Raw genomic sequence first — 18807 nt, 5'->3', positions numbered from 1 at the left:
ATGAACCCTCCGAAAAGGGTTCAAATTATTAAGTACGATTTCTTCTCGCTGTCGTATTCTCAGTCAAAGACCGACTAATGGTTGAGTTTGGATTTGCGATTTGATCACTTACAAGCTTAGGTACCGTTCTTGGAAGCTGCTTATCCAGTTCATCTTTAACAATGATCCGGACTGTTTGCTCGTCCAGTTGTTCGGCTTCAACTGTCGCCCCACTCACCTGATTAATCACTTCAATTTTGAAATTGATTGTCGGTGAAGCTGGCTCAATTGAAGGCATCATCTCAGCTTGAGGGCGTGAAGTACTTCCTAAAGTAAAGTCCTGAACATCATCCAGATTTGAACGATCCTGAACTAAACCATTGGATGAGAAGTAGACCTTGCCATCATGGAATAAGTCTAAATTTCCAGAAGAAGCTAATTTAGGTGTGTCTCTATTACCCTTATAGATAATCTGAGTATCTTGAACCGGTTGATTAAAGATGTCAGCCTGCTTTTGGCTTTCTATAAAGGCACTAGAGCTCATCATTGCACGGCGCATGACACTATCTGCCAAGGCATTGTTATTGAGAAAAGCTTCAGGGTTTGCACTCTTACGCATTTTCTCGACTAAGCCAACACCGCCCCAGCGTTTAATATCTTCTTGGGACCAGACCACCTCTCCTTTATGGACAATACCAGCAGGCTGATATTTCCCACCTGATCCAGTGTAACCACCGTCAGCAAAGCCTTGATCTTTAATTGCCCGGATGTTTGCAATGATGCTTGCACCTTGTGCAATAGCACTTGCAATTAATGGGATATTTGCTGGAAAACCAACACTAGCCGCCTTTGCAATACTTTGCTGAATAGAAATACCTGCAGCTGCAATGGCATAAGCTTTATCAGCAGCAAACATGATCTTGTATGCTTTTGATTGCTCGCCAAACATTGAACCAAACATCGATGTGAGTGAACCCATCATTTGGCCACCAAGAGCAATTTGAGCATTCAATCGATCTTGGTGATACTTATCTTCAATATCCTGAGCATTCTGAGCATATTCGGCAGCGATCTGATTGCGTTGGTCCTGAGCAGCTTGAATGATAGCTGTTTTCCGGTTTTCGAAGTCCTGTTGCTTGATGAGTCCTGCTTCCATGTGTGCATTTAGAACATCTAAACCATTTTTTTCATCAAGATCAGTAGCAGCAAATTGACTATCTGCTAAATCATTTGCAGCATTTAAACGGCTAAATCGTTCCTGATCCTGTCTGAAAAATTCTCCGGTACCATTCATATCCGCTTGGATACCACCCCAGTTTTGAACAGCATTATTCACTTTATCGCGTGTCTCTTTATCCTGATTGGCTTTAGATAATGCGATTAGCTTTTGCCGCTCTTCTATAGAAAGCTTGGTATTCTTAAGAATTTCCTCCCGTTCGAGTCTGTAACGTTCCTGCATGGCTTGCGTTTCAGAAAGCAGAGATAAACGGGCTTGAAACAACCGCTGTTCCTGAGCTAGTTTTAATAACCCTAACTCTTGCTGTTTTTGCTGTTCCAGCAATTCAACAGCTTGCTTCTGCTCAAACTTACTTAATTCAAGGTCATGAGCTGCATTGAACTTTTTACGGTTAAAGGACTCTTCTAGTAACTGTTCCTCGGTTTTCTGGAACTCCTTATAGTCTTCCAATTTCGTTCTAAGGGCTTGTTTGGCTATAGCAATATCATTATCTGCACGACGATTTATTTCCGCCTTTATTTCTGCAGTACGTTCCGGGCTAAAGTTTGCTTTATCAACATCCTCCAGTCTTGCCTTTCTATTATTGTTAATCCGTCCGACTTCACTAGCCACCTCATTTTCAAGTGACCGTTGCAAATCCTGTTGACGTTCAAGTTGAGATTGAATATCACCAGCTGCTTTATCACTTCCTTTACTTGCACCACCTTTCACCTTGCTCTGCATCTTGGGAGATTGATGTAGAAGCTTAAGAGACACTCCATCCTCAAAGATCACTTCACTGACATAACCACCTCCCTTGCTGTCATACCATGTCTTGATATCTTTCACAGCAACATTGGTCGTGATTGGTGTTCCTTCAGGCATTGAAAAATCAATACCTTTATGAAATGAAGAAGCCCCTTTAGTTGGGGCTTTTCGTGGACCATAATTAGAACTGATCTTGTAGGAAGTTAAAGGTTTTCCTCCCGCCTGTAATCGAGCCAGATGTTCATTAGAAACTTTCTGACCTGACAATGAGCCACCATATCGGACGTCAAGATGTGGACCAGTACCAATACCGGATTGACCGGAAATACCGACCAAGCGTTTAGTAAGTTTTGCTTGTTTTTCAATTTCCTGCGTCTGCTTTCTTTTAGCTTCAGTTAATTTATCTTCTCGCTCCTGTTGTTCTTCGATGATCTTGAGATTTCTAAGTGCGCTATCAATTTCATCTTTAGACAAAATTGCACTCATTCCTTTAGCTTTTTGCAGTTCTAAAATGGCATTAGCTTGAGCAACAGTGTAACCTTTATCAAGCCAACCTGATTTATAGATTGAATCAATAACGCTATCTTTTTGCTTGGCTTGATAATCTTGCAAAGCCTTAGTTGCCTTTTCTGCTTCAGTAGCAGTATTTCCTAAAGCATCCGCTTGTTTTTGATGCTGAATTGCCGCATTTTGTGCTTCATTACCTCCAAGTTTCACTTCAACTCTTAATAATTTAAGTTTCTCAGCTGATAAACTTGCTTTAGATGCATTGTCATCATACTGCGCAGCCTGTTTTTTCAGATTTTCATATAGATCTGTAGGCAACTTAATTTTATTTAGACGTTCAATGGCTTCTGTATAGCTGATAGTTCCAGTTCTCGCTTCTTGGGAAATTTTTTCAACCTCCCTATTTCCTCGTGCATAGTTCTCGATATCAATTAATGCAGACCCTACAGCACGCGATGATTTCTCTAATGCTTTATTTTGTGCATTAAAAGCAGTAGTTAAATCATTAACTGCTTTAGCCTTATCATTGCCAGTTAATTTTTTTAACTCCTCATCAGCTTTCTCAGCAACTTTAGCTTGTTCAGCAAGCTTTTGCTTTGCCTCCTCTGCCTTATTATTAAAATAAGAATAGGCTGCCGCTAATCCCATTACTCCTAATGTTGCAACTCCAGCCCACCCACCAATTAATCCAAACGCCCCTTTAGCTAGTCTCCCTGCAATTGAAGTTGCAGTATTTAGCTTAATTTGAGCTGCTGTTTGTGCATTTGTAGCAGCAGTTACTGCTGCCTGTGCTTGTGCGTATCGAGTTGCTGCCGCTGTTGCGCCAAATTTAGCTTGGGTTTCTGCATTTGTTGCTCGCACATTCGCGAGATGAGCTTTTGCTGCATTCAAAGCAGCGGTAGCTTCTGCATATTCTGCTTGAGCATTTAATACAGATGCTTGGCGGCTCGCTAAAGTTGAAGCCATTCCCTCTTTAATAGCAGCGCTCTTCATCAAAATTGCACGAGTGATATATCCAATACCAACTACTAAAGCCCCATCAGCAATTAAATCTAAATTACTTGCAAGAGTTTGAACTGATCCAGCTAATACCTGTGCCGCACCACTTCCCTTACCTGCTTCGCCAACAAATTTTGTGATCTCGTTGTTTAGGAGTGTGAGAGACTGCCCGATTGTGATATCTGTTTTAGCAAAAAGAGCATCAACATCAGATTCTACATTTCTAAGCGCTTTTACAATTTCTTGTGAAGTAATTTTTCCTTCAGCTGCTACTGAACGTAATTCACCTACAGTAATACCCATACCTTTAGCAATAGCCTTTGCTAGTGCTGGGGTTTGCTCCATTACAGAATTAAGTTCTTCTCCACGCAACGTTCCACTAGCCAAGGCCTGCCCGAACTGAACTAAAGCTGCATCAGCAGCTTCTGCGCTTGCACCACTAATTGCTACAGCTTTAGAAACTGTTTCAGTTAAACGTGCTGTGTCATCCATTGTGAGGTTTAAAGTTTTGGCATTATCACTAAAACGCTGGTAAACCTGTAACACAGAATCCCAAGCTGAATAGGTTTTTTGAGCAATTCGGAAAGTGTCTTCCGTTGCTTTATTTAGTTCAACTTGATTGTTAGTGACTAACTTAAGGCGATTTTGTAATCCAGTATATGTATCCATCTTTGAAATGGCTGAACCTACTGTTAATAAACCAGCCATGTGTCCAGCTAAAGCTCTGGTGGCTACAGACAAGCTGTCCATAGACTTAGATGCAAATTCACCTTTACGTTCAATGCTAACAAGTTCATTGCCTAGATTACGCGCATTACGTTCAGCATTTTGCGAATCAATAACAATGACCAAACGGGATTCTTGTGCCATTTTACTTTCCTCTAGGCAATAAAAAACCCACTCAATGAGTGGGTAGTTCTTTTTAAGTTAAATATAATTACCAAGCAGGGTAGTTAAACCAATTTTAAAAAGCATCCTAGGGTGCTTATGCAAGATATTATTTATTCTCATGGTAACGAAGAATACTAGCTACTTTTTGAAATAAGTAGCCTGCAAGGAATCCATTAAATATAATTCCGATTCCTGTTGCTATCATAACTCCAGACCAAACCGTTTCTTTACCATAGTAAGAAGCTACTTCAATTCGACCAAATGCAAGAATAAATAAAAAACCTGCGATAAAGCCAAGAGCTATTAACACCCACCCGATAGCATTACAAACTTCACTTTCTCTCATTGGTTTATATTGTGGTGCACTCATCTTAATCTACCTTGTTAAAGTTCTTCAAAACTTTGTAAGTAATATCTTGATTAGTGGCATCAATTACTTCCAATAAAGCACCTTTATAACCTATTTGCTTAGATTGGCTTAAATCATATTCAACATCATTATTGAATGCAGGACGTGCTTGATTACTTGAGAATTCACGGTACCCGACATTAATTTTATTTCCAAATTTTCCACTATAAATTAATGTTTGTTGGAAGGAATTATCTGATGCAATTGCTACTGTCTTCATAGTAGCTTGATGTTTATCAGTACAGTTTTTTGCATTAAATACTGTTACTACACAGAGCTTACCTTCAGTATCTAACATAACTACTTTAAATGGGTCAGCTAAAGGGTTTTTCTGAACCATCCCCCCACCACTGACAGTGTTGAATGGCTGAAAATATTGCCCTTTTTCATTTTTGCCTGTTTTTAAGTAAATGCCTGAAGTAAGTGAATAAGCAAAACTAATTTTAATATTTTCAGGGACGTTTAGAACTTCACGATCAACCACCATTCCCTGTTCAAGCATTTGATCCCCTACAAATGCTTTATTAACTGATCCAATTGGCGGTTTGCTTATATTTTTAGGTATAGCTTGATAATTATAGGCTGGAGTAGCGCACCCCACCAACCCAAGACCAATTAAACCCGCAGCCAATATTTTTTTCATGAATTTCACCGTTTGTTATAAAGTGTACTAACTTTAACAAACTGGTTACTAAATGTCACATAAAGGAAAACCACCCGAAGGTGGTTTCTATCAAATAAAACTAACTAAGCTATTTCACAATTGGTTTGATGCCATGAATGGTTATTTCCATATGAAAAACTAATTTCACTTGGTACTAAAGTTCGTTCCTGATGATTTAATGACTCAATCATACTTCTTAGTTTGCCATCACCTTGAACATGCTCTTTATATAATGCACGAAGTAATAGCTCAGTAGGTTTACCAATTAAACCGCGATCAGCTTCCCAATGTCTAATACTAGTCTCACTGACTCCTAAAAGCCCAGCAAGATTCTTCTGTGACAAGTTTAGTTCTTTACGTAAAAAACGAATTTCCTCACCATTCAAGTCAGGCTTTTGCGTAATTAAGAACAACCCAATGGCATTATGAAGCTCATGAACAGATTCAATAGATACGAGTTCACCATAGTCTTCATCATTTTCAATTGTAAATCCATTGCGCAGCCAAATATTGCTCAGACCGCATTCTTCATAGTGATACATAATTTAGCCTACTCTCTAAATGTAGTGACTACTACTGAGAATTCACCGTTCTCGCTCTGCTTGATTGCAACAGCTGTTGTTATGTATTCGCCTGCAGTGCGAACAGAAACATTTAACTGGCAATCACCACGAGTATTTGGGTACGGCCCCTCAGTAATATCTCCATGCTCAAAACAGCAAATAATTTGCTTCATAGAGATACAGCGTTCTTTCATTCTTTCTTTTGCATGTGCAGTTAACTTGATTTTGCTAGTATCTCTAGCAAATGCTCTAAGTTTTTGTTTAGCTTCAGTTAATGTTAAACACATACAAGCAAACACCAAGGTTCTTGGAAAGAGTAAAAGAATGCTGAACCGTCAAATATTGACGGTAAGGTGATTATTCATCATTTGATAATCACGCGCAACACCTTAAAGGTAATTTTCTGTCAATCCAGATCAAGTATTTTGTAACATCGACTGCGTTATTTTGAGTCGCGTTTAAGAGCAACTGCTTAATTGTTTGACGTTTTGACCAAATTAGGCTTTTCAGTCCCTGGCAATACCTAATTTGGTCACTTACCTTTGCTTTTGGTTGATATCTTCTTATGGCACTCCTCCAAAAACAAATTATCCAACGCAAAAATACAGTCATTAAAAATATGAGCAGCCACTGGCAAATCATTATGCTCAGCATAGACATTGATAGCCTGCTGATCTAAAGATAACGGTATGCTTTGCTCATAACGTCTGGATCGACATATAGTGCTAAATGCCGAAAGAATTGAATCAGCCGCATACGAATATTCTGGCGGATCCGGAATACGGCCGCCTAAGAACTTGATTTGCTCGATTTCGTGCGGCGTTTTCGACGCATACGTTTTTTGGTATTTGTAGAGCTCCATGACTTTCCCAGAATTAAAGCCTTGTCCTTGTCTGCGTCTTCCTGAATCTTCTGGGCCTGTTCTTTAATGAATAGCCAGATTGAAATACCAATATCACCAAGATTAAGAAGCTTTGAGGCATTCTCAGGTGTATATGGCTTTTCGGACTCAACAGTTTTACCGTCTACGATTTCGGCAAATACCACACCTTTCCAGTCTTCGATTAAGTGGGCCGCGCATGCATCCATTAAAAGCTCGTGGTAAAGCTTGGCATCTTCATCTTTGACCATCACATCATAGCCTTTAGACGAGATCTGGTTTCCTGCCCGTTCAATAGCTACCTGAAAAGGCTTATAAGCGATACCACGGACTTTGAACTCAGCCTGTACATCGCCATCAGCACCCTTGTATTCACACCATTTTGATACGTCTGAGCTTTTAATAATTCCGACTTTTAAAGCCATAACAACCTCTAATTTTTAGAAATAAAAAAGCCCATGGGTTTCCATAGGCTTTGTTACTGAATAAGTTGATTACACAAGAGCACGTACAATCGTTGGACTGGTACGCACTTGGGCAAAATTGATATCTATTGTAATAATGTCATCGCCACCACCATCAGGGTGATTTGCTTCCTTAACTTCAAGTTGCGGGAAGTTAAACGAGTACTTACTGCCTTTGGTATCTGTAATATCGAAGGTCAATGTAAATACATCACGGGTTTTAATAGCATCAATCCAAGAAGCAGATGTTGCTGAAAACATGAAATTAGCATTTACGCCAATATCCATCATTTTCTCTAAGTAAAACTCAGGCGTGTACTTACCAGAACCGATACAACGGATCGCTTCCAGATTATTACTAAAGTTGATGGTAAGTGTCTGCAGACAAGCTTTACCCTGAATTGATTGACCATTAATAAGTAGCTTTTCAACATTTGGCATACTCACCAGAGGGCGAGTCGATGCTGGAATAGGATTTGTAACAGGATTAACCTGCTGTCGCGTAAATGAGCTACCTACTAAACCAAAGTTACCAGTGATTTTGCCTGTGGTCTGGATCGTCATTTCACCTGTATTCACTTGAATACCACGATAAATAAAGACTTGACCAATATCTTCAAAGACTTTTACCAAGGTAAGAGACTTACGTACTCCACCACCAAAACTTAAAGCATTTGCAGCCCAGTTATTGAAAGCGAGAACATTTAAGAATAAGTCAAAGGTACCTAGTGATAATTCAAACTCTAGTTGACCAGTTACTTCGGCTTCCGTTACAACAGCGCCTTGGCGAAAACGTGAATCAACTACTTCACTGCTATCTTCAGTAGTAACATTTTCAGTCAAACTATCAGTAACACGGCGAACGGTGTACCAGACTGGATTTGCAGGAGTTGTTCCTAAAACTGCTTCCTCACAAGCATATAATCGAATTTTTGCGCCTGAACTCATTTGTGGTTCTCCAAAATTTAGGCAATAAAAAACCCGCTGTTTAAGCGGGTTATTAAAGTGTTTCGTCTGTTTCTGAGATTTCTGGCGGTTCCACGCCATTCATGGCTGCAGCAACTGCCTGAGATAAGTTAGTCGGCTGGAAATCCACTGGTGTTTCACTCAACGGCTCTTCAGGCTCTGGTTCAGGTTCTTCATGCAGACGGATATCAATCCAGCGGCCTTCTGGAATATCAAGTGGATTTTCGAGATCAGCTACAATGGCTGCCTTTTCCACATCAAACTTACGTTTATAAGTTTTAATAGAAAGATCACCATTTTCTAAGGTTGAATATTCAACTGCTACTACCGTATTACCGTTGGCATCCTTAGGTACTTCGATATACCAACCTTCCTGTGCAAAGCCTAAAGAGCCCTTAATCAGATAGTCACCAGTGCCTAATTTGTCAAAAGTGATCGGTTGCTTGGCAGCATCGTTATTTAGCTCAATATGACTTTGGAAAAGCTTAACGACTGGTGAAGCGGCTTTAATAAAACCATTTCCATCAGTTGTAGTATTTTGTGCAGTCAATAAATTAAACCAATTAGACCAAGTACCACTATTATTAAATCGATACTTCAGGGCAGAATATGAGGCAGCTTTCCCAAGCTGAAATGAATGACTTCCATTTGTATATAAACCCATTGAGCGTCGGGTACAGTGTAAAAAGAAACCATAAGGACCAATACTATTACCAGTATCATTTGTTAAAGTGTCATCTGTTCGAAAAAAACCATTATTAAGAGGAGCAACCATATCAGATACACGAGAACCTTCAGCCCCTATCCCCCAATCACCGACTCTTAGTGCTCGTCCCGGCGTAGGATCATATTGACTTGTTGTTGACGCTAGTACAGCAGCAGTTCCTAACCCCAAATTCATTCTAGCTGTCTGTGCATTATCAGCTCCTAATCCTCCCTGAGAAATTGATAAAGGGGTTGTAAGTCCCTTAAGCTCACTAATATCACTATTTACCCCACTTGCAGCTGCGCCTAGGTTAGCTCGTGCACCAGCCGCTGTAGTTGCCCCCGTTCCACCTTGAGAGATAGCTGCAGTACCAACTACTTGAGAAAAGTTGGGTGCCAGATTGGGAATACCTGACGCAAATGGCAACATAAACTGCCGCTTGCCCTGTGAGGCGTTATATGGGAATGGCCGATGATCCCAACTAAATTTAAAAACAAGATTTGCCATTATGCTGTTACTCCGTCAATCACTTGGAAAGTCAAAGTTTCAGTGTGCTGTGTAGTGCCACTAACTACAGCTTTAATATCCATCTGACACAGCCCTAAAGGCCAAGTTGCAGTGCTTGCACTAGATTTAATGTTCAGCCACCCTTTCTGTGTGCTTTGGCTTAATGCAGTACAAGTTAATGTGGCCACAGTAGCACCATCAGCCAGAGCTTTAACCTGTGAAGTGAAGGTATAACCTGTAAGATCAATTGCACGGCGCACATCATCTGGTGGATATTGCAGGGCTTCATCCATATCAACTAGCTGAAGATTTAAGTTGAAAGTGTCACCACGCTTAAATACAAAATTGCTCATAAGTGATTCCTATAGACATAAAAAAACCACCGATGAGGTGGTAGTGATTAAGACATAAAGTACCTCTCAAAATGGAGGTCTCATAATTCAAATTAATTAATATCTAGGTTTATATCTCTTGTTTCCTCCACTCGTAATACAGTAGTGCCCACCTCTAGGACCCACGCAATAATCCACCACAGCACATGAACAATCACTATCGTAGTAGGTTTTTTTCTGTTTTCTTTCAGAATGATGAGGATGAGATTTTAAGGCCTGATAATTATTTGACGTGGTTGATCGAGACTTTTGTTTAAAACAGCCATCCGTTTCACATAATAGCTTTGTTGATAACCACTGAGGTGATGAGGAATTTAAGGAAATACGTGCCCAGTTTCCTTTCATCTCATAAATATCAACTTTTTCCCCACGTCCTAACTTTCCTACTACTTGACCGTTTGGTTTATCTCTAATATTTAAAGAATTAGTGTTGATATATTTTGATTCGATAACTTCCTCTACTGCACTCTGCGCATTTTCTGAGTCTGAAGTTTGTTTTGGAGAGTTATCATTGCCTGAACCAAAAATCCCTAAAGCTACTAATCCTGCGGCACCCCAGCCTAAAGTTGATTTTTTCATGTTTTACCATTTGTTATAAATTTCCATTACTGTAACAGAATGTAATCACAAATGATAATATGCTGAGGTCATTAAAAATAATCGCCTTGCAGTAGCTTTTTCTTGAACTCAAAGCTCATTATCTAAATCGACACTTACTCCAGTAACAACGTTATGTTTAGGCCCTCCGAGACTAACAACATTAGCCAAGCGTATATTCACATCAGAAACACATAGCTTGTTTTCAGATTGCCATTTGCTCAACTCAACAGACATAACATCTTCAAGATGCCGTTCCAGTTCTTGCCGTTTAATTTCGATTTCTTCTAAAGTCAGCATACATGACATATCAATTCACCTTGTACCCAATGCTCACATTATACTGAATGAAATCAGCATCTTTACCCGCATAAATAGATTGGCCATTCAAACATTCTAAGTGTTCGATTGTGAAATATTCAAAATGAGCAAGTAATGCATCACTCAATTTTGTGATTTCAATTATTCCTGAATTGGGACGTGCAAAGCATTGAATCATGATATTACCGGTACGGCGAGTACATGGCTTATCTGCAATGCCAGAATTAAAACTGGGACCACCTGCAATCGTTAAGCGGCACCAAACACCATCTTTAGGTACATTAAAGCCTGGAGCATTTGGATACTGTATTCTGTCCTGCGCAATACCAGTAAAGCTTTGCATACGATCAATAATAGCTTGCCTTGTTTGCTCTAAAGTCATTGCCATCTTAACCACCGTACTTTTGAGAAATAAAGTTAAACGTGAGGCCATAAATACCTTGTGGTGCTTGATCAGACCAGCCGTTTTCTAAGCGGGGTGCATAAGCTTTATTGTTCTGGATATAAACCAAATTGCCCAATTTAATCTTTACAGCTTGAATTGCTGCATCTTGAATTGGGTTTGTTTCAGGTTCACGCACGCCGAAATCAGCAGATCCAATCGAAACAATATGTGAAGCACGGTATGCTCCAGTATCAACAGGACTTAAATTAACTAAGGATTGCACGGTATCCATGACAATATTCTTTACATGTGCTTCTGCTGCTTTAGACACATCAAGACTAAAACTAGTCGGCTTTTTCCCCTTCCACCCCATGACTTTTAACCTCGCTTTCCTCATACATCTTAAAGAGATCCTGAGCGATCGCCTGAATTGAATAAGCTTCAAACTCAGAGCTCGGTTCTCGTTCACCCATGAGCTTTTTAATCTTTTGCCAGACATGAACAGCTTCATGTAAAAGCAATCCATACACTTCAATCTGATTTCTTTCTGAAGTATCACCAAGCTGAACAACTGCATATGCACCTTCGGAATAGAAATCAACCTGAGCTGCAGCCCCTTCAATAGACAAGAATTGATCGACCTTATTCATGTCCTCAAATAGCAAATCCATATGCAGTTGATTTCGAACTAATGTGTAATGCACATGCTGAAATGGTGAGATAAGCCACAAAGGAACGTAGTTTGTATTTACCATTCAAACTCCTAAATTGCGCCCATTAAAAAACCCACCGAAGTGGGTTTTAATTTATGCAACTGAGCACTTTTCTAATTTTAAAGACCAGTCTTCTCCAAATCTTCGATTAAGATAGTTAGTAATTTCTTCTTCGTATTTTGGAAATGTTGCCTCAGTTACTACTACAGCATTTCGACCACCTGTAACTCCATATCGGTCAAAGCCATTTTCAGCATCTCTAGAAGTTGTATTATTTGAAAGATAAACTTTTGCCTTACCATCTTTAATTAGACTAGCTTTGCCTCTTACATTTGGGCATTTCTTTTCTGGGATTTCAATGACGATTACATATGCTTGAGTTGCCATAATTTAATTACACCTTCTCAATTATGAAATCAACGCCAGTTGTCATTCCACCACTAAAACTATGGGCAGTTAACTTAGCAGACTCTTCATCATCTATTTGACCAAATTCTACAGCTTTTTCTTTTGAATCTGTTGTAGTAAGCAATCCCTCATTGTCTGGAATTAAATATTTACCAGAATCGGTTAACTTAACGATATACCCCATAATTTCCCCAAGAAAGTATTTTAAAAATAGGTATATAGCTTAAATCAACTAAATTAATCAATACAAGCTTATACCTTCCTCAACTGACATTTCCAAATAGTAGAAGCTGGATCCTGTTGAATATGAATTACCCGGAATGAGCCTAAGGCTGTTAACCACTCATCATCAATCTTTGGCTCTTTGGTAACTTCATTCTGCAGCACTGTAGCCTTTTTATCTGTGGCCAGTACTCCAAGCGTCTGAATCTCATATTGACTGTATGAGCCAAACAGAACGCCACGACCAGAATAGTTTTCTTTAACTTCGACATAAGTTTCAGTTTTAGGATCCCAATCTTTTCTTGAGATCCGGTCACAAGTAAATGAATGAACGGCGTCCGCTAAATCATCATTAAATGCTTCAGCAATATCTGCCTGAATTTCTTCACGTAAGCCCATTTAAATTTTCCTGACAAAAAATACAGCTTTTCGTTTGCTGTAAGGCTTAATCAAATCAAGAATGAATTGTTCGATTGCACTAAGCTTTACTGATCCGTCCTGATATTCCTTTTCGGTCTCAACCGTATCAGCTTTGACCTTCTTACGTTTTAGTGCCTGTTCCTGCCCTTGATATAGATCACCTTTCATAATGCCCTTGATGATTTGATAGGAGGCCGTTTTTAAAGGTTCAGGTACTTGGGTAGCATCTTCATAAGGCTTAACGTTACGTGCTAATAGATATGCTTCGGCCATTTGGAGGTATTGAGCCTTATCACTGGCAGATAAAGCATCAAAGCCTTCAACATGTTCTATCGCTTCTTGTTCAGTGATAAAGCTCATGAATTATTCCTTTGGAATTAATGCTAAAAGTTCATCTTTTTTAGCACCTGCTTCAAATGCAATGCCTTTTTCAGTTAGTACAGCTCGAAGCTCATCTACTTTTAGACCAGCATAGTTAATTGGTTGTGGTTGAGTATCACTTGGTTTTTGGTCATCTTCAGGTGTTTGACCACCTTCACCTGATTCAAGTTCAGCAATACGTGCTTTCATTGCTTCGGTATCATTTTGAAAGGCAATAAATTCGCCCTTTACTGTTGCCAGTTGTTCTTCGAGTTCAGCAATTTTTGTTTCTGTCATTTGTTGTCTTTCCCGTGCACGGTTAAATGATGAAAGTCCCATATGTGGATCTCCAAAAAGATAAGGCGGTGTTACCCGCCTTTTTGTTATTTGATCTTGTGCTTGAATGCCACAATACGGATCTGTTTAGGATCGTAGACACGTTCCCAGTTTGCGGCTGTTGCTAGACCAGCATTATTAGGTGCAATACCTGTATCACCTGCCCACTTAATGCCACGAGGATGCAATACAAAGTGACGGCGGTTAATAAGAATATCTGTACCTGCTAGGCTGTCTCGGTCAGTCTCTACACCAACTGGTGCACCAATATCTTGGAAACCAATCGCACCTTGGCCAAACAAGAAAGAGGTAAATACATCACCATCCACTGGCATACCGTCATCGACAATCACACGGCGATCCATAAAAGTTTTGTAAAGCACCACACCATCAGCATCACGCACAGTTTCAATTAAACCTTGCTTGGCTAGTGCTGCCATTGTGAATGAGTGCATTGAAATCGCTGTTAATTTATCAACAGCATCTCCCAATTTATAAGATGCATCGATAAATGAATGACCATCAATTACGGCTGCTGCTCCAGTACCAGCCGAAATGTCATGGGTATTACCTGCCATGCTTGCAGACCCAAATACACCTTTAAGTGTATTTACGGTAAACCCCTGAAATTCACGAGCCCAGTAATCTGCTACAAGATCAGCAATCGCACCCAATGGGTCATCACCAGATAATGCTTTAGATAAATCATTTGCACCCCAAGCCTTACCACGGGCATGCAAAATAGCAATATCTTTACCAGCCGTGATGTTATTTACCCCAAGAGCTTTACCATCTGAAAGTACTTCGGACTCACCGCTTAAATCATTCCAGAAAGGAATATTTACTGTGGTACCGCCTTCTGTACCAAAAGCGACTTTTTCATCAAGCTCCCCAACAATGCCTGACTGCCATAATGCAGACTTCTCGGCAGTCTTATTTAATACGTACGGAGTAAATAACTCAGGTACGATTACATCAGCAATTTTTGTCTCAGCCATTAGGCTTTACTCCTTAAAGTTTAATACCGTGTTTTGCCGCTAGCTCTTTAGCTAGTTGCGGGTTTTCATTTCGTAATTGCGCCAATTTGGTCATATTTACCGAGCCATCTGCTTTGAGAATGTCTGGCTGACCTTTTGAATTGTTGCTACCAGGTGCGCCCATGCCATTAGGTTTAGGCCAGTAATACGGTTTTTGCTCGCGTAGAGATTCAACCCATTCTTTTGGGGTCATCGGTGTTTGGCCGTCTTTACCAATGACTACTTCCCCGTTTTCATCAACTGCCACAGCTTTGCCGTTTTCATCTAATGCAAACTTTGACTGAGCTAAAAAGGCGATATCAGGGGTCGCTTCTGGCAATGCTTCAAGTTCAATTGCAGCCTGCACAATTTGGCTTTGAATTACTGATTGCTTGAACTTTTGAGCATAAGCTTCGGCTTTATCGGCACGTTCTTTTTCGGCCTTCAGTAACTTTTCATGCTCTTCACGCATCTTCTCGGTGCGCTTCTGAATCACTTCGTTAACCTTGCCTTCTGCGATTAATTTGGCCTCTTCATCCTGGTCAATTTGAGCAAAGACTTTCTTAACAATTTCAGGATCAATTCCTTCAAATTGTTTCTGAAGTTTTTGAAGTTCCAACTTTGCATTCTTAGCAGCATCTCGCTCGCTTTGAAGTGCAGATTTCAAACCTTTTGGATCTTCATAACCTTCTAAGTCGAGGCGAAACTTCCCGTTTTCCTCGACATATAAAGCTCGGTGTTCTTCTTTGATTGCATCAAGTGAATCAACAATAAATGGCAATGACATGTTCAAACCTCTCGTTTGATTGGGTAAAGACTTATCTCAAGGCATTAAAAAAGCGCCCCTAAGGACGCTAAATTTCGATTGAAAACTTAGTAATTTGTTGCAAATAAACGGTAGCCTTCTAGCTCCCAAAGTTTATTTTCAGCTGACTTTTCTGCATTTCCACGAGCCATACGCTCACCAATTTCAGCATCAAAGTTTTCAGCATTCACACATGCACTAAAACCCGTTGCTAGGAAAAACTTTCCATCTAAAAATGCATGGACAAAAGTAGATGTCGTGCCACCGGGGCGTTGCTCAACCGTATATGTAACACGCTCCATCAATGAATCAATTTGCGCTTTAGTTACTCGGGGTGCCACAGACTTTTCAGCTAACTCTTGCTCTGTTACTTCTTTGATCATTTTCTTCTCACAAAAAAAGCACCCGAAGGTGCTAAGGTTAAAAATTAAGTTCTAATTGATGAGTGCAATCGCTTTTAATCTTTCAAAAGTAAAACCATAAATTGCCATGGCTCTTGAAATCTTAATTTGAAGAAATGGCACCAGAATTAATTTTGTGCTCAGAATATATTGAGCATCCGACATATTGATTTGCTTTTCAGACATTTGTAGTACCTTTCGCTACATTTGCTTTGTTTGAGTCGGCCTTGGTTCATCAGTCAGTAAGCGAACACCATGAGCACCATATGCTTCAAAAGTTACAGTAATTGTTGCAGGTCCATTTAAGGCATCAGAATTCATCTGTACTGCTCTTTGTCCAGCTAGTGGTTGTCCAGTTTCTTCATCACAAATAACCAGATAACCTTTCAAAGTAGGGTGACGCTTTAGCACTAAATGTCTTGACTCACTCATAAGCCCAACTCCTTAAAGGTTTGCTCATCCAACTTTCGAAGTTGGTCCAATGTATATAACCGCCCCTCTGGATCGAAGAACTTATCAAAATCAAATTTTCCTTCCTTATAGAGCTTGTAACGTTTCGGCCCCAACCATTCTCTTTGAAAGAAATCATCTGTCTTCTTGAAGAACTCTCTAAACGTAGTATTGGCATCTAGCTGCCCTATTAACTGGCTACGCTCTTCTTTCGGGATGTCTTTAACTCGACGTTCGTCCATAACAAATGGCCGTTCACCAACTAATTTCCCGTCTTTCTCTACAGGTACCAGAATACTTCGGCAATTAGGATGCAACGGCGGTACGCGCTTTGCCGGATCGTTAATCTCCCATACGGAACCATCAAGAGTTGCGCAAAGTTTTGAAGTTCTTCCGTCTAAAGTTGCTACCAGTCTTACGTATTCAAAGCCAATCTGGTTAAAGCTATTGAGATAAGCTTGATTGGCTACATGACTACGAACTGTTCTCACCGTACGGTCGATATCAGTCTTACTGCTACTTAGAAGCCCATCCTCATAATTAAGCCGCTTGGTGCCGCGAATGCGCTGAACTATTTCCTGATTTGTTTTACCTGAGTTGATACCATCCCGAATGGCATACTCAACTTTTTGGCGTGCAGTTTCAGCAATCTTAGAAAGCAGCTCATCAACCAGTGCTCCTCCCACCAACGGTACTTTTTTAGCTGCTGCATAAAGCTTTTCACCATTTGGCTTTTTGATCTTGCCGCCATATAGCTTCGCCGTATAATTGGCTTCATATACTGCCAAGGCAGTAGCAGAAACTGCGAAAGCTTCAGGTAATGCAGTATTTAGTCCTATAAACCACTGAGCAATCAGATCACGAATTTCTTTAAGATTAGTTGTAGTGTACTGTCCACTTGCTAGAGCCATCTTTTCAGAATCATTTAATTCATCAAGCAAATCCCGAAGCTTTGCCAACATTAATATTGACTCATCATTAAAGATTTTTAGTAGCTCATTAACAGATTGAGAAGACACCCGATATAAGTACGCCTGATGTTGGGTAAGTACTTCAATCAATGATTTATCTTCTTTTGAAGCCATACGTCACCTCTACAACGGCATACTGTCCCGTTCACCTTCAACCCGCTTCACTTCTTCCTGATAGTCGTGAGCTGGTAATTTACCTGTCATCAGGTATTCCCAATATGTGCGGAAAGAGTTCTTTCCGGCAATAGCACCTTCATAAAGTTGTTTGGCCAGATTGATATCGTATTGCTGAACGATAAATTCAGGTTCAACCGTAAATGCATATTTTGTTGAATCCAGCTTTAACCACTGAGCTGCATATTTGATAGCTTGTTCAATAGCTGCAGCAGCACAAGTGACAATGCTATGTAGGCTTGCTTGTTGGTCATCCTGACGCGCACGTCGTGCTTCACCTGATTCTTGTGAGTTGGTATCAATCACCTTTGCTCCAGCTTCTAATGCCGAATTCTTTTGAGCATCCATTTCCTTTTTAGTGAGTTCAATGCCACTACCTGAAATTTCGAGATAACCACACTGAGATTCACTAGGAAGGCTCCAGACAGCCATCACACCAGTAACGCTAATATCTTCATCACCCTCAAGTCCATTAATCCAAGGCTGCGGATGAGCTGTATGGTGAAGTGACTGGTAATAATCCGCACTTAGCTGGTAATACTTGAGTGCTGCCTTGGCCATGGTAAGCAATGGTACCGTTCCAACTTGTGGAGAATTATCGGTCGTTCCACAGAAAACAAACGGCGTGAAAGATAGCTGATTACCGCCGAGATCTGGCGTTTTATCTTCTTCAACAGAGCCATCAAATAACCGTACAGTTAGCGCACCATCAACCATAGATAAAACACGGTGAACCGTCTTTGTATCATGCCCAAACTCATCTTCACTATTTTCGAATTGTTCCTCGAGCACTAACAGCTTTAGATCCTTACGGCCACCAATGCTGTTTTCCTTCCAGTTAATGATTGATAGCGCATCATATAGAGCGAAATATGGCACACCAGCCCCATCAACATCGACAAGCAAACCACAGCGCCCAAACTCTAGCAACTCTGAACAAATGCGAATAAAGAGCTGTTTAAGCCCAAAACCATCATTGGTTGCATTCTCTATCAAACCCTTTAACAGAGAACTTTCAATTACGATGTTAGGTTCCAGCTTTGAAACTAAACCAATCATCGTGCGTAATGCGTCCTGAACCCATAGCGGATACTGAGCTCGACTTAGATAGGCCTTATAAATCTCTCCAGTCGTATCACCTTGCTTTTCAGCCTCAATCATTCCGGCCGATTTAGCTAGGTACTTTGTTTGTGCCTGTTTGATCTGCTCTTCACCAGCAACGGCGTCCCGCATAATCTCCCAGCTTTTTTGTGCAGCAATATACTGCGGATGTTTATCAGTAACTGCCATAAAAACACCAATAAAAAAGCACCTGAG

26 protein-coding genes are annotated in these 18807 nt (G+C 40.3%); all 26 read right to left on the bottom strand.

The window, feature by feature from the left end:
* Positions 1-28: 28 nt before the first annotated feature.
* Positions 29-4339, bottom strand: a complete 4311-nt coding sequence (locus GO593_RS11845; RefSeq protein ID WP_000046573.1) for a tape measure protein — start codon at positions 4337-4339, stop codon at positions 29-31.
* Between the two features lie 127 nt (positions 4340-4466).
* Positions 4467-4730 (bottom strand): hypothetical protein, encoded by a 264-nt coding sequence (locus tag GO593_RS11840; protein ID WP_001275792.1) that lies wholly within the window; start codon positions 4728-4730, stop codon positions 4467-4469.
* A gap of 1 nt (position 4731) precedes the next feature.
* Entirely contained in the window at positions 4732-5412 is a 681-nt protein-coding gene (locus GO593_RS11835; RefSeq protein ID WP_000721572.1) for a hypothetical protein, read from the bottom strand.
* A 104-nt stretch (positions 5413-5516) separates the two neighbouring features.
* Positions 5517-5975 carry a helix-turn-helix domain-containing protein gene (locus GO593_RS11830; RefSeq protein WP_000274931.1) on the bottom strand — a complete coding sequence of 153 codons (459 nt, stop codon included), beginning with the start codon at positions 5973-5975 and terminating at the stop codon, positions 5517-5519.
* An 8-nt stretch (positions 5976-5983) separates the two neighbouring features.
* Positions 5984-6283: a DUF4258 domain-containing protein gene (locus GO593_RS11825; protein WP_000335868.1), complete on the bottom strand. Its 300-nt coding sequence runs from the start codon at positions 6281-6283 to the stop codon at positions 5984-5986.
* A 502-nt stretch (positions 6284-6785) separates the two neighbouring features.
* Positions 6786-7301: a hypothetical protein gene (locus tag GO593_RS11820; protein WP_001185585.1), complete on the bottom strand. Its 516-nt coding sequence runs from the start codon at positions 7299-7301 to the stop codon at positions 6786-6788.
* 69 nt (positions 7302-7370) lie between these two features.
* Positions 7371-8288, bottom strand: a complete 918-nt coding sequence (locus GO593_RS11815) for a phage tail tube protein (protein WP_000094278.1) — start codon at positions 8286-8288, stop codon at positions 7371-7373.
* Positions 8289-8340: 52 nt separating this feature from the next.
* Positions 8341-9519: a phage tail fiber protein gene (locus GO593_RS11810; RefSeq protein ID WP_000002408.1), complete on the bottom strand. Its 1179-nt coding sequence runs from the start codon at positions 9517-9519 to the stop codon at positions 8341-8343.
* Positions 9519-9872 (bottom strand): hypothetical protein, encoded by a 354-nt coding sequence (locus GO593_RS11805; protein WP_000064593.1) that lies wholly within the window; start codon positions 9870-9872, stop codon positions 9519-9521. The genes GO593_RS11810 and GO593_RS11805 overlap by 1 nt, the downstream gene beginning before the upstream one ends.
* A gap of 96 nt (positions 9873-9968) precedes the next feature.
* Positions 9969-10490, bottom strand: a complete 522-nt coding sequence (locus tag GO593_RS11800; protein WP_000749909.1) for an SH3 domain-containing protein — start codon at positions 10488-10490, stop codon at positions 9969-9971.
* A gap of 108 nt (positions 10491-10598) precedes the next feature.
* On the bottom strand, positions 10599-10817 hold the full coding sequence (locus GO593_RS11795; protein WP_001277696.1) for a hypothetical protein: 219 nt from the start codon (positions 10815-10817) through the stop codon (positions 10599-10601).
* A gap of 1 nt (position 10818) precedes the next feature.
* On the bottom strand, positions 10819-11217 hold the full coding sequence (locus tag GO593_RS11790) for a phage tail terminator-like protein (protein WP_001251864.1): 399 nt from the start codon (positions 11215-11217) through the stop codon (positions 10819-10821).
* Between the two features lies 1 nt (position 11218).
* Positions 11219-11587 (bottom strand): hypothetical protein, encoded by a 369-nt coding sequence (locus GO593_RS11785; RefSeq protein ID WP_000539749.1) that lies wholly within the window; start codon positions 11585-11587, stop codon positions 11219-11221.
* Positions 11559-11969, bottom strand: coding sequence for a hypothetical protein (locus GO593_RS11780; RefSeq protein WP_000248411.1), 411 nt, complete (start codon positions 11967-11969; stop codon positions 11559-11561). Before GO593_RS11780 ends, GO593_RS11785 begins: the two co-directional genes overlap by 29 nt.
* 51 nt (positions 11970-12020) lie before the next feature.
* Positions 12021-12314 (bottom strand): hypothetical protein, encoded by a 294-nt coding sequence (locus tag GO593_RS11775; protein WP_000235282.1) that lies wholly within the window; start codon positions 12312-12314, stop codon positions 12021-12023.
* 7 nt (positions 12315-12321) lie between these two features.
* A complete protein-coding gene (locus GO593_RS11770; RefSeq protein WP_000540685.1) occupies positions 12322-12519 on the bottom strand; it encodes a hypothetical protein in 198 nt (65 codons plus the stop codon).
* A 68-nt stretch (positions 12520-12587) separates the two neighbouring features.
* Positions 12588-12956, bottom strand: coding sequence for a hypothetical protein (locus GO593_RS11765; protein WP_000524257.1), 369 nt, complete (start codon positions 12954-12956; stop codon positions 12588-12590).
* A complete protein-coding gene (locus GO593_RS11760) occupies positions 12957-13337 on the bottom strand; it encodes a hypothetical protein (protein ID WP_000008459.1) in 381 nt (126 codons plus the stop codon).
* 3 nt (positions 13338-13340) lie between these two features.
* Entirely contained in the window at positions 13341-13676 is a 336-nt protein-coding gene (locus GO593_RS11755; protein ID WP_000524488.1) for a HeH/LEM domain-containing protein, read from the bottom strand.
* A gap of 44 nt (positions 13677-13720) precedes the next feature.
* Positions 13721-14671 (bottom strand): major capsid protein, encoded by a 951-nt coding sequence (locus tag GO593_RS11750; RefSeq protein WP_000852265.1) that lies wholly within the window; start codon positions 14669-14671, stop codon positions 13721-13723.
* A 13-nt stretch (positions 14672-14684) separates the two neighbouring features.
* Positions 14685-15476, bottom strand: a complete 792-nt coding sequence (locus GO593_RS11745; protein WP_000056390.1) for a hypothetical protein — start codon at positions 15474-15476, stop codon at positions 14685-14687.
* An 86-nt stretch (positions 15477-15562) separates the two neighbouring features.
* Entirely contained in the window at positions 15563-15877 is a 315-nt protein-coding gene (locus GO593_RS11740) for a Gp49 family protein (protein WP_000589038.1), read from the bottom strand.
* A gap of 51 nt (positions 15878-15928) precedes the next feature.
* Positions 15929-16081 (bottom strand): hypothetical protein, encoded by a 153-nt coding sequence (locus tag GO593_RS19075; protein WP_001291451.1) that lies wholly within the window; start codon positions 16079-16081, stop codon positions 15929-15931.
* A gap of 15 nt (positions 16082-16096) precedes the next feature.
* Positions 16097-16327 carry a hypothetical protein gene (locus GO593_RS11735; protein ID WP_000004550.1) on the bottom strand — a complete coding sequence of 77 codons (231 nt, stop codon included), beginning with the start codon at positions 16325-16327 and terminating at the stop codon, positions 16097-16099.
* On the bottom strand, positions 16324-17430 hold the full coding sequence (locus tag GO593_RS11730) for a minor capsid protein (protein WP_000146970.1): 1107 nt from the start codon (positions 17428-17430) through the stop codon (positions 16324-16326). Before GO593_RS11730 ends, GO593_RS11735 begins: the two co-directional genes overlap by 4 nt.
* A gap of 9 nt (positions 17431-17439) precedes the next feature.
* Positions 17440-18780, bottom strand: coding sequence for a DUF4055 domain-containing protein (locus GO593_RS11725; RefSeq protein WP_000301495.1), 1341 nt, complete (start codon positions 18778-18780; stop codon positions 17440-17442).
* Positions 18781-18807: the final 27 nt, after the last annotated feature.

Source organism: Acinetobacter baumannii, assembly GCF_009759685.1.
Lineage (GTDB): Bacteria > Pseudomonadota > Gammaproteobacteria > Pseudomonadales > Moraxellaceae > Acinetobacter > Acinetobacter baumannii.
Note: the sequence above shows the minus strand (reverse complement) of the source record. Positions and strands in the feature narration are given on the sequence as shown.